Source organism: Stutzerimonas kunmingensis (assembly GCF_032106285.1).
Classification (GTDB): Bacteria; Pseudomonadota; Gammaproteobacteria; order Pseudomonadales; family Pseudomonadaceae; genus Stutzerimonas; species Stutzerimonas kunmingensis_B.
The window spans coordinates 271,179-282,969 of sequence record NZ_DAMCPO010000002.1; the positions used below are offsets into that span (position 1 = coordinate 271,179).

Genomic DNA, 11,791 nt, shown 5'->3' on the forward strand with positions numbered 1-11,791 from the left:
GGCGGCGAGTTGGAAGCGGCAAGTCTAAAGCATCGGCAGCCTGGCTCGCAGGCTGCCGATGCTCCACATCAACCCGGGTCTCTGAAGCCTGGGTATGGACCGACCGGGACCGATACCCCGGAGGCATCTCGGGTGGCGATGTCGATTCCCTCGGTGGCGACTGCCGCGAGAAAGTCGATCTGTTCCTCGGTGATGCAATAGGGCGGCAGGAAATACACCACACTGCCGAGCGGGCGCAACAGCGCTCCGCGCTCCATCGCGTGCTGATAGACCTTCAGGCCGCGACGCTCCTGCCAGGGATAGGCCGTGCGGCTGGCCTTGTCCTGAACCATCTCGATAGCCAGTGCCATGCCGGTCTGGCGGACTTCGGCCACGTGCGGATGCTCGACCAGGTGTGCGGTGGCGCTGGCCATGCGCGCGGCCAGCGCCTTGTTCGCTTCGATTACGTTGTCTTCGGCGAAGATATCCAGCGTCGCCAGTGCCGCGGCGCAGGCCAGCGGGTTGCCGGTGTAGGTGTGCGAATGGAGGAAGGCGCGCAGCGTCGAATAGTCGTCGTAGAACGCCCGGTACATCCGGTCGGTGGTGAGCACTGCGGCCATCGGCAGATAGCCGCCGGTCAAGGCTTTGGACAGGCAGAGGAAGTCTGGCGTGATGCCGGCCTGCTCGCAGGCGAACATGCTGCCGGTGCGGCCGAAGCCGACCGCGATCTCGTCGTGGATGAGGTGCACTTCGTAGCGGTCGCAGGCCTCGCGCAGCAGCTTCAGATATATCGGGTGATACATGCGCATGCCGCCGGCGCCCTGAATCAGCGGTTCGACGATGACCGCGGCGATGTCCTGGTGGTGCTCGGCAAGGGTCTGTTCCATGTGCGCGAACATCTGCCGCGAATGCTCTTCCCAGCTCACACCCTCAGGTCGCAGGTAGCAGTCCGGGCTCGGCACCTTGAAGGTGTCCAGCAGCAGCGGCTTGTAGGTGTCGGTGAAGAGGGCGACATCGCCCACCGACATGGCGGCAACGGTTTCCCCGTGATAGCTGTTGGTCAGGGTGACGAAGCGCTGCTTCTGGCCACGTCCGCTGTTGCGCCAGTAGTGAAAGCTCATCTTCAGCGCCACTTCGATACCGGTCGAACCGTTGTCGGTATAGAAGACGCGGTCCAGTCCGGCCGGCGTCAGGGCGACCAGGCGCTCCGACAGCTCCACCACCGGCTGATGACTGAAGCCGGCCAGCATCACGTGCTCGAGTTGGTCGACCTGATCCTTGATGCGCTGATTGATGCGCGGATTGGCATGGCCGAAGACGTTGACCCACCAGGAACTGACCGCGTCCAGGTATCGCTTGCCGTCGAAATCCTCCAGCCAGACGCCTTCGCCGCGGCGGATCGGAATCAGCGGCAGCTGCTCGTGATCTTTCATCTGGGTGCAGGGATGCCAGAGTACGGCAAGGTCGCGTTGCATCCAGCTGTCGTTCAGGCTCATCGTTACTCCTCCGCAATGAGTCGCGAAGCCTAGCAGAAGCGCTGGGGCATGACTTATGCGATCAGTCATCGATTTACTCGATGTTTCAAAGCGAAAAAATGCGCTCTATTCCGATAGGTAACCGGCTACGCTTCTAGGCCTGAATTTGAAGGAAGACTCAATGCACTGGCGTAACTCCTCAACGAACTATGGGCTGACCAGCATTGCCTTGCACTGGTTGGTGGCCATCGCCGTATTCGGTCTGTTCGGCCTGGGCTTCTGGATGGTTGGGCTGAACTACTACAGCAGCTGGTATCGCACCGCGCCGGACCTGCACAAGAGCATTGGCATCGCGCTGTTTCTGATCATGCTGCTGCGGGTGCTCTGGCGTTTCGTCAGCCCTGCGCCGGCGCCGCTGGCGAGTCAGGGGCGGCTGACCCGGATCGCGGCCAGGCTTGGTCACAGCCTGCTCTACCTCGGCCTGTTCCTGGTGATGATCTCGGGTTACCTGATCTCCACCGCCGATGGCCGGCCGATCAGCGTGTTCGGCCTGTTCGAGGTGCCGGCGCTGATCACTTCCATCCCCGATCAGGCCGACAGCGCCGGGGTTGTTCACGAATACGCTTCCTGGGCGCTGGTGATCTTCGCCGTGGTACACGCCCTGGCTGCGCTCAAACACCATTTCATCGACCGCGACGCGACACTCAAGCGCATGCTCGGTCGTAGTGCCGGTTAATCACCCCCGATAGGAGAATCCATCGATGCTCAAGAAAACCCTCGCCGCACTGGTCCTCGGTTCCGCACTGGTCGGTGGCCAGGCATTCGCTGCCGACTACGCCATCGACAAGCAGGGCCAGCACGCCTTCGTCAATTTCAAGATCAGCCACCTCGGCTACAGCTGGCTGTGGGGCACGTTCAAGGATTTCGATGGCAGCTTCAGCTTCGATGCGGACAAGCCGGAAGCGAGCAAGGTCAACGTCACGTTGAAGACCGCCAGCGTCGATACCAACCACGCCGAGCGCGACAAGCACCTGCGCAGCGATGACTTCCTCAACGTCGACAAGCACCCGGCAGCGACCTTCGAGTCGACTTCGGTGAAGTCCACCGGCGACGGCACTGCTGACATCACCGGCAACCTGACGCTCAACGGCGTGACCAAGCCGGTGGTGATCTCTGCCAAGTTCATCGGCGAAGGTGATGATCCCTGGGGTGGCTACCGTGCCGGTTTCGAAGGCAGTACCACGCTGACGCTGAAGGACTTCGACATCAAGATGGACCTCGAGCCGGCGTCGCAAACGGTCGATCTGATCATCTCGGTCGAAGGTGTGCGCAAGTAAACGCTCCCCGTGGAACCCGAACGCCGGCATCTTGCCGACGTTCTGCGTTTGCCTGGATTATGTATCGGCGCGGATTGCGCAGCGGACAAAGCTGTGGCGAACGGGCCTATGAACACACCTTTTGCAATATTTGCAGCAGGTCCGACGAGTCTTTTCAGGTTTACAGACAGTCATGGATGTAAGTATATTTCGGGCCTTTACGCTCTCCGCGTCTGCGGTGTGCTGTTGCCCACTCCCGCCTGCCAGGTTTTCAAGAGGTCTAACCATGCCAATCAAGTCAGCCAATGCTGCCCTGATGTCCATTCTCGCCATGGCTGTTTTCCTGGCCGGCTGTCAGGAAGAAGCCGCCCCACCGGCCCAGCAGAAGCCCAAGGTGGGTATCGTGACCCTGCAGGCAGAGCCGTTCGCGGTAACCACCGAGCTGCCCGGGCGTACCCGCGCCTACCGCATCGCCGAGGTGCGACCGCAGGTCAACGGCATCATCCAGAAACGCCTGTTTACCGAAGGCAGTGACGTAAAGGCCGGGCAGCAGCTGTATCAGATTGATCCATCGGTATACGAAGCCACGTTGAAGAGCGCCCAGGCGAGCGTGGCGTCCAGCAAGTCGCTGGCCGACCGCTACGCCGAGCTGGTCAAGGATCAGGCCGTCAGTAAGCAGGCCTATGACGAGGCGCGGGCCACCAGCCTGCAGGCCGAAGCGGAGCTGGAGCGCGCGCGGATCGACGTGCGCTACACCAAGGTGCTGGCGCCGATTTCCGGCCGGATCGGCCGTTCCGCGGTGACCGAGGGTGCGCTGGTCAGCAACGGTCAGGCGCAGGAACTGGCGACCATTCAGCAGCTTGACCCGATCTATGTCGACGTGACCCAGCCGGCCCGAGACCTGCTAGCGCTGCGGCGCGACCTGGCCGAGGGTCGTCTGCAGAAGTCTGGCGATAACGCGGCCAAGGTCACCCTCAAACTGGAGGATGGCAGCGATTACGGTCACGAAGGCAAACTCGAATTCAGCGAAGTCACGGTGGATGCCGGTACCGGCTCGGTGACGCTGCGCGCCGTATTCCCGAATCCGGACAAGAATCTGCTGCCGGGCATGTTCGTCCATGCGCAGCTGGTGGCCGGCATGAAGAGCGAGGCGATCCTGGTTCCGCAGCAGGGCGTCACGCGCAACACCAAGGGTGACCCGACCGCCATGGTGGTCAATGCCGAGAACAAGGTGGAAGTGCGCCCGATCAAGACCGAGCGCGCCGTGGGCAATCGCTGGCTGGTCGGCGAAGGCCTGCAGCCGGGCGATCGCGTGATCACCGAAGGCCTGCAGTTCATCCGGCCGGGGGTCGAGGTCGAGGTGGCTCCGGCTACCAATGTCGATAATCGCGGTGGGGTGTCTGCACAACCCCAAGGCCAAGAAGGCTGAGGGGTTCCTAGTCATGTCCAACTTCTTTATCGACCGGCCGATCTTCGCCTGGGTGATTGCTCTGGTGATCATGCTCGCCGGCGGCCTGTCCATCCTCAACCTGCCGGTCAACCAGTATCCGAGCATCGCCCCACCCGCGGTCGGTATCTCGGTGACCTACCCGGGCGCCTCTGCACAGACCGTGCAGGACACCGTGGTGCAGGTCATCGAACAACAGCTCAACGGTATCGACGGGCTGCGCTACATCAGTTCGTCGAGTAACTCCGACGGGAGCATGGAAATCACCGTGACCTTCGATCAGGGCACCAACCCCGATATCGCTCAGGTCCAGGTGCAGAACAAGCTGCAGCTGGCAACGCCGCTGCTGCCGCAAGAGGTTCAGCAACAGGGCATCCGCGTCACCAAGGCCGTGCGCAACTTCCTCATCATCATCGGTCTGGTATCGACTGACGGCAGTCTGGATCAACGCGACCTGGCCAACTACATCGTCGCCAACATGCAGGACCCGATCTCGCGGACCAAGGGTGTGGGCGACTTCCAGGTGTTCGGTGCCCAGTACGCGATGCGCATCTGGCTCGATCCGGCGAAGCTGAACAACTTCAGCCTGACGCCGGAGGATGTCAGCTCGGCGATCCAGGCGCAGAACGTCCAGGTGTCTTCCGGCCAGTTGGGTGGCTTGCCGGCGCTGCCCGGGCAGCAGCTCAACGCCACGGTGATCGGCAAGACCCGTCTGCAGACTCCGGAGCAGTTCCGCAACATCCTGCTCAAGGTCAACAGCGACGGCTCGCAGGTGCGTCTGGGTGATGTCGCCAAGGTCGAGCTGGGCGGTGAGAACTACTCGGTCAGCGCGCATTTCAACGGCAAGCCGGCTGCCGGCCTGGCGTTGAAACTGGCCACTGGCGCCAACGCGCTGGATACTGTCGAAGGCGTGCGCAAGACCATCGACGAGCTCAAGCCGTTCTTCCCGCCGGGCGTCGATGTGGTCTACCCGTACGACACTACGCCGGTCATCTCCGCCTCCATCACCGGTGTCATGCAAACGCTGCTCGAAGCGTTCGTGCTGGTGTTTCTGGTGATGTACCTGTTCCTGCAGAACTTCCGCGCGACGCTGGTTCCGACGCTCGCGGTACCGGTGGTGCTGCTGGGCACCTTCGGCGTGCTGGCGGTGTTCGGCTTCAGCATCAACACGCTGACCATGTTCGCCATGATCCTGGCCATCGGCCTGCTGGTCGACGACGCCATCGTGGTGGTGGAAAACGTCGAGCGGGTGATGCGCGAAGAAGGGCTCTCGCCTCTGGAGGCGACGCGCAAGTCCATGGGCCAGATCCAGGGCGCGCTGATCGGCATTGGTGTGGTGCTGTCGGCGGTACTGCTGCCGATGGCCTTCTTCGGAGGCTCGACCGGGGTCATCTACCGGCAGTTCTCGATCACCATCGTATCGGCGATGGTGCTCTCGGTGCTGATGGCGCTGATCTTCACGCCAGCGCTGTGTGCCACATTGCTGAAGCCGATCGACAAGGGCGACCATCACGAGAAACGCGGTTTCTTCGGCTGGTTCAATCGCTCCTTCGAGCGCAGCGTCAATGGCTATGAGCGCGGTGTGAAAGCCGTGCTCAAGCGCAAGGCGCCGTTCCTGCTGCTGTATGTGCTGATCGTCGGCGTCATGGTGGTGCTGTTCAACCGCATTCCCAGCGCCTTCCTGCCGGAAGAGGACCAGGGCGTCCTGTTCGCTCAGGTCATGACCCCGTCGGGCTCGACTGCCGAGCGCACCCAGCAGAGCATCGACGCCATGCGCAGCTATCTGCTGGAAGAGGAGGGCGACATCGTTCGTTCCGTCTTTACCGTGACCGGCTTCAGCTTCGCCGGCCGCGGTCAGAGCTCGGGTATCGCCTTCATCAGCCTGAAGCCTTGGAGCGAGCGGACCAACGAGGAGGACGGCGTATTCGCCCTGGCTCAGCGTGCGCAGCAACATTTCGCCAGTTTCCGTGACGCTCAGGTATTCGCCTTTGCGCCGCCGGCGGTGATGGAGCTGGGTAACGCCACCGGTTTCAACCTGTTCCTGCAGGACCGCGCCGGCGTTGGCCAGGAAGTGCTGCAGCAGGCCCGCGACAAGTTCATGCAGCTGGCCAGCCAGAGTCCGGTGCTGACCCGGGTGCGGCCCAATACCCTGCGCGACGAACCGCAGTATCAGGTGCTTATCGACGATGAAAAGGCGCGGGCACTGGGCGTTTCGCTGGCGGCGATCAACAGCACCCTGTCGATCGCCTGGGGTGGGCGCTACGTCAATGACTTTATCGATCGAGGGCGGGTGAAGAAGGTGTATTTGCAGGGCGTTCCGGACGCGCGCATGAGCCCTGAGGATTTGCAGAAGTGGTATGTGCGTAACGATGCCGGCGAGATGGTGCCGTTCAGCGCCTTTGCCAGCGGCGAATGGACTTACGGTTCGCCGAAGCTGTCCCGCTACAACGGCGTCAGCGCGATCGAGATGCTCGGCGAGCCGGCGCCCGGCTACAGCTCGGGTGATGCCATGGCCGAGGTGGAGCGCATCGCCGCTCAGCTGCCGCCGGGGGTGGGCTATTCCTGGACCGGGCAATCCTACGAGGAGCGGCTGGCCGGCTCGCAGACGCTGGCGCTTTACGCCCTGTCGCTGCTGGTGGTGTTCCTCTGCCTGGCGGCCTTGTACGAGAGCTGGTCGATTCCGTTCTCGGTCATGCTGGTGGTGCCGCTTGGCATCGTCGGTGCGCTTGCCTTTACGCTGCTGCGCGGCCTTTCCAACGAGGTGTTCTTCCAGGTGGGCCTGGTCACTACCATTGGTCTGTCGGCGCGTAACGCGATCCTTATCGTGGAGTTCGCCAAGGCGCTGCACGAGCAGGGCATGAGCCATGTCGATGCGGCATTGCAGGCATGTCGCATGCGTCTGCGGCCGATCATCATGACGTCGCTGGCGTTCATTCTCGGGGTGGTGCCGCTGGCGCTTGCTTCCGGGGCTGGCGCGGGCAGTAAGCACGCCATCGGTACTGGCGTGATCGGCGGGATGATCTCCGCTGCGGTGCTGGCGATTTTCTGGATTCCGTTGTTCTACGTGATGATCTGCACAATCTTCGACCGCACGAAGCCCGCCAACGAAGGTGTGAAGGAGGACTCGCTGTGAACAAGTCTCTGTTGAGTCTGGCGCTCGTGGCGGCGCTGAGTGGCTGCTCGCTGATCCCCGAGTATCAGCGTCCGGATGCGCCGGTCCCGGCCGACTGGCCGCAGGGCGAAGTCTATTCGAAGCCATCCCCCGAGGCTCGGGCGCAGGCGCTCGGCTGGCGCGAGTTCTTCCGTGATCCGGCGCTGCAGCAGCTGATCGAGGTCGCGCTGGAGAACAACCGCGACCTGCGCGTCGCCGCGCTGAACGTCGATGCCTACCGTGCGCTGTACCGCGTGCAGCGCGCCGATGTGCTGCCGGCGGTGAGCGCCGATGGCGCTGGCACCCGCAGCCGTACACCGGGCGATCTGAACATGAGCGGCGAGCCGGCCATCAGCAGTCAGTACAGCGCCACCTTCGGCGTGTCCTGGGAACTGGATCTGTTCGGCCGCCTGCGCAGCCTGCGCGACCAGGCCCTGGAAGAGTTCTTCGCCAGCGAGGCCGCGCAGCGCAGCACGCAGATCAGCCTGATCGCCAGTGTCGCCAATGCCTGGCTGACGCTGCAGGCCGATCAGGCGCTGCTGCAGGTCACCCGTGACACGCTCAAGACCTACGAGGAAAGCCTGGGCCTGACCCAGCGCAGCTTCGATGTCGGGGTCGCCTCGGCGCTGGAACTGCGTCAGGCACGCAGTGCGGTGGACAGCGCGCGGGTGAGCATCGAGCAGTACACCCGCCTGGTGGCGCAGGACCGCAATGCCCTGACCCTGCTCCTGGGCCAGAGCCTACCGGCCGGTCTGCCGAGCGGCGAAGGTCTCGAGCGCACCCAGCTGGCGACGTTGCCGGTCGGGTTGCCCTCGGACCTGCTGCAGCAACGCCCGGATATTCTCCAGGCGGAGTACCAGCTGCGTGCGGTCAATGCCAGCATCGGCGCCGCGCGTGCGGCCTTTTTCCCGCGCATCAGCCTGACCGGCGCGGCAGGGACCGCCAGCCGTGAGCTGTCCGGCTTGTTCGACGGCGGTTCCGGTTACTGGAGTTTCTCGCCGAGCATCAGCGTGCCGATCTTCAATGCCGGCCAGCTGCGGGCGAATCTGGACTACGCAGAGATCAGCAGGAACATCCAGGTCGCGCAATACGAGAAGGCGATCCAGACCGCATTCCGCGAAGTGGTCGATGGTCTCGCGGCGCAGGCCACCTACACCCGCCAGGTGCAGGCGCAGCGGGATCTGCTGGCGACCAGCGAGGACTACTACAACCTTGCCGAGCGCCGTTATCGCACCGGCGTGGACAGCTATCTGACCGTGCTCGATGCGCAGCGCCAGTTGTTCAGCGTGCAGCAGCAGCTGATCAGCGATCGCCTCGCGCAGATGACCAGCGAGGTCAATCTGTTCAAGGCCCTGGGTGGCGGTTGGCGGGGAATGCCACAGGCGGCGCCTGCCGAGGGCTGAGTGACATCGACGGCTGCCCCCGGTTCTGGGGACGGTCGTCGAGTGGATACAAAAACGCCGCCCGATGGGCGGCGTTTTTGTTTCGGGCGCGGCTCAGGCCTCGCGGTTGCGCGTCAGCAGCGCCGGCTTTTCGCCACGCGGGCGAGACGGCAGCTGCTCGAGCTGCTCCAGACTGGGCAGCCGATCGATCTTCGATTCCTTGTGGATGATCACTGGCTGCTTTTCACGCGGCTTGGCAGCTTCCTGGCGCGCGACGGCTGGCTCTTCGATCCGTCGGCTGTCGTTCTTGCGCCGTGGCTGGCCGTTGCGCGGCTGGCCGCTGCGCGCCGCCTGGCCTTGGCCCGTACCCGGACGTTTGCCCTTGCCGGCGGGAGCACCAGCAGCGCCAGGGCGTGCGGCTCCGGCGGCACGTGGCGCGGCACCAGCCGGAGCCGGAGCCGGAGCACCAGGGCGCCGGCCGCGGTTCTGCTTGTTCTGATACGGGCTGACGTAGTCGACACGATTGCCGAAGTTGTCCACTTCGTCATCGAGAAACTCGTCCGGAGCACGGTTTGGCGGCAGCTGCGGAGGTCGAGCAGCGGTTTGCGCTTCACTGGCGGCTCCATCGCGAGCAGGCTTGCGCGCCTTGCTCTGGCTGCGGCGGTTGCGTTCCTTCTGCTCGGTGCCTTTCTCTGCCGGCTTTTCGCGCTCAGCGCGAGCCTTGCGTTCGCCACGCTGCGGACGCGGCTGGCGCGGTTCGCGCACCTCCGGCTTCTCCGTCTCGATGGCGCTGGCATCGAAGCCCATCAGATCGCCTTCAGGGATGCGCTGCTTGGTCATGCGCTCGATGCCCTTGAGCAGCTTTTCCTCGTCCGGCGCGACCAGCGAAATGGCTTCACCGCTGCGCCCGGCACGGCCAGTACGGCCGATGCGGTGTACGTAGTCTTCCTCGACGTTGGGCAGCTCGAAGTTGACCACATGGGGCAGCTGGTCGATATCCAGACCGCGGGCGGCGATATCGGTGGCGACCAGGATGCGCACCTGGTTGGCCTTGAAGTCAGCCAGAGCCTTGGTGCGGGCGTTCTGGCTCTTGTTGCCATGAATCGCGGCAGCCGGCAGGCCGTGCTTTTCCAGATACTCGGCCAGACGGTTGGCGCCGTGCTTGGTGCGGGTGAAGACCAACACCTGCTCCCAGGCACCCTGGGTGATCAGGTGCGCGAGCAGAGCGCGCTTGTGGCTGGCAGCCACGCGGAACATTCGCTGCTCGATACGCTCGACGGTAGTGTTCGGCGGCGTGACCTCGATGCGCTCGGGGTTGTGCAGCAGCTTGCCGGCGAGGTCGGTGATGTCCTTGGAGAAGGTCGCCGAGAACAGCAGGTTCTGGCGCTTGGCCGGCAGCTTGGCGAGGACCTTCTTGACGTCATGGATGAAGCCCATGTCGAGCATGCGGTCGGCTTCGTCGAGGACGAGAATTTCCACGTGCGACAGGTCGATGGCTTTCTGGTTGGCCAGGTCGAGCAGGCGACCTGGGCAGGCGACCAGCACGTCAAGACCCTTGGCAACCGCCTGGATCTGCGGGTTCATGCCGACGCCACCGAAGATGCAGGTGCTCTTCAGGGGGAGATCGCGGGCGTAGATCTTGAAACTGTCGTGAACCTGGGCGGCGAGCTCGCGGGTCGGTGTCAGCACCAGCACGCGCGGCTGTTTCGGGCCGTAGCGGTGTTCACGATCCGGGTGACCACCCGGAAACAGCAGTTCGAGTACCGGCAGGGCGAAACCGCCTGTCTTACCGGTTCCGGTCTGGGCGGCGACCATCAGGTCGCGGCCTTGCAACACGGCGGGAATGGCCCGCTGTTGCACGGGAGTAGGCTGGGTGTAACCGGCGGCCTCGACGGCACCGGCCAAAGCCTCGGAGAGACCGAGGGAAGCAAAGGACATGAGTAATCCTGTCTTGTTAGGGGCGAGGCCCTGGGATGATCATGCCTGGCTCGAATCGCGACTGGCGTGCGATCCCGTCCGGTCCTGCCGCGGGTCATATATGGCGGCATCCGGGCGTAAGCCTGGCGGAAGCGCGGAGTATAACAGAGCCTGTTAACGCCGCATTGCTCTGACAGTGTCGCAGGTCACGGGTTCATTAGCCAGCTCCGTATTTCTACGGAGCCGGTTGGTGCTCAGCGTGACAGCCCGAGGTTGTTCCAGATCGCCAGGCTCGGCTCGGCCTGGTTCAGCGTATAGAAGTGCAGGCCGGGCGCACCGCCGGCCAGCAGCTTCTCGCACATCTCGGTGATGACCTGCTCGCCGAAGGCCTGGATGCTCTGCATGTCGTCGCCATAGCTTTCGAGCTGCTTGCGCACCCAACGCGGAATCTCCGCACCGCAGGCATCTGAGAAGCGTGCCAGCTTGCTGTAGTTGGTGATCGGCATGATGCCGGGCACCACCGGGGTTTCCACTCCGAGTTTGCGCACGCGCTCGACGAAGTAGAAGTAGCAGTCGGCATTGAAGAAGTACTGGGTGATGGCACTGTCGGCGCCGGCCCTGGCCTTGCGCACGAAGTTGGTCAGGTCGTCTTCGAAGTTGCGCGCCTGCGGATGCATTTCCGGGTAGGCGGCAATCTCGATATGGAAGTGATCGCCGGTTTCGCTGCGGATGAACTCGACCAGTTCGTTGGCGTAGCGCAGCTCGCCGCTGGCCATGCCCATGCCGGAGGGCAGGTCGCCGCGAAGGGCGACGATGCGCTTGATACCGGCATCCTTGTAGAGGTTCAGCAGTTCGCGCAGCTCGGCCTTGCTGTCGCCGACGCAGGACAGGTGCGGTGCGGTCGGCACCTTCACCTCGCCGTCGAGCTGCAGCACGGTGTTGAGCGTGCGGTCACGGGTCGAGCCACCGGCACCGTAAGTGCAGGAGAAGAAATCGGGTTGGTAGCCGGCCAGCTGGCGAGCCACGTTCAGCAGTTTTTCGTGCCCGGCTTCGGTCTTGGTGGGAAAGAACTCGAAGCTGATGGATGGGCGGTTCAAAGCGGTCATTCGGTTATTCCTTGGGCT

At 63.6% G+C, this 11,791-nt stretch carries 8 protein-coding genes; 5 read left to right on the forward strand and 3 right to left on the reverse strand.

Going from position 1 to position 11,791, the window contains the following annotated elements:
• Positions 1 to 68: 68 nt before the first annotated feature.
• The gene (locus RT582_RS02935) at positions 69 to 1,475 is read right to left on the reverse strand and encodes an adenosylmethionine--8-amino-7-oxononanoate transaminase (RefSeq protein WP_023446063.1); all 1,407 of its coding nucleotides are present in this window, start codon (positions 1,473 to 1,475) and stop codon (positions 69 to 71) included.
• 160 nt (positions 1,476 to 1,635) lie between these two features.
• Here RT582_RS02935 and RT582_RS02940 point away from each other — a divergent pair, with 160 nt between their 5' ends.
• From RT582_RS02940 to RT582_RS02960, 5 genes are all read left to right on the forward strand, one after another.
• A complete protein-coding gene (locus RT582_RS02940; protein WP_312914915.1) occupies positions 1,636 to 2,190 on the forward strand; it encodes a cytochrome b in 555 nt (184 codons plus the stop codon).
• A gap of 25 nt (positions 2,191 to 2,215) precedes the next feature.
• Positions 2,216 to 2,791 carry a YceI family protein gene (locus RT582_RS02945; RefSeq protein ID WP_125876009.1) on the forward strand — a complete coding sequence of 192 codons (576 nt, stop codon included), beginning with the start codon at positions 2,216 to 2,218 and terminating at the stop codon, positions 2,789 to 2,791.
• 265 nt (positions 2,792 to 3,056) lie between these two features.
• On the forward strand, positions 3,057 to 4,199 hold the full coding sequence (locus RT582_RS02950) for an efflux RND transporter periplasmic adaptor subunit (protein ID WP_313476506.1): 1,143 nt from the start codon (positions 3,057 to 3,059) through the stop codon (positions 4,197 to 4,199).
• Positions 4,200 to 4,212: 13 nt separating this feature from the next.
• Positions 4,213 to 7,350 carry an efflux RND transporter permease subunit gene (locus tag RT582_RS02955; protein WP_044315565.1) on the forward strand — a complete coding sequence of 1,046 codons (3,138 nt, stop codon included), beginning with the start codon at positions 4,213 to 4,215 and terminating at the stop codon, positions 7,348 to 7,350.
• Positions 7,347 to 8,771 (forward strand): AdeC/AdeK/OprM family multidrug efflux complex outer membrane factor, encoded by a 1,425-nt coding sequence (locus RT582_RS02960; protein WP_044315566.1) that lies wholly within the window; start codon positions 7,347 to 7,349, stop codon positions 8,769 to 8,771. The genes RT582_RS02955 and RT582_RS02960 overlap by 4 nt, the downstream gene beginning before the upstream one ends.
• Positions 8,772 to 8,864: 93 nt before the next feature.
• On the opposite strand, the gene RT582_RS02965 is transcribed toward RT582_RS02960, so the two are convergent.
• Positions 8,865 to 10,688: a DEAD/DEAH box helicase gene (locus RT582_RS02965; RefSeq protein WP_090520849.1), complete on the reverse strand. Its 1,824-nt coding sequence runs from the start codon at positions 10,686 to 10,688 to the stop codon at positions 8,865 to 8,867.
• Positions 10,689 to 10,921: 233 nt separating this feature from the next.
• Positions 10,922 to 11,773 (reverse strand): methylenetetrahydrofolate reductase [NAD(P)H], encoded by an 852-nt coding sequence (gene metF / locus RT582_RS02970; RefSeq protein ID WP_014818765.1) that lies wholly within the window; start codon positions 11,771 to 11,773, stop codon positions 10,922 to 10,924.
• Positions 11,774 to 11,791 lie beyond the last annotated feature (18 nt).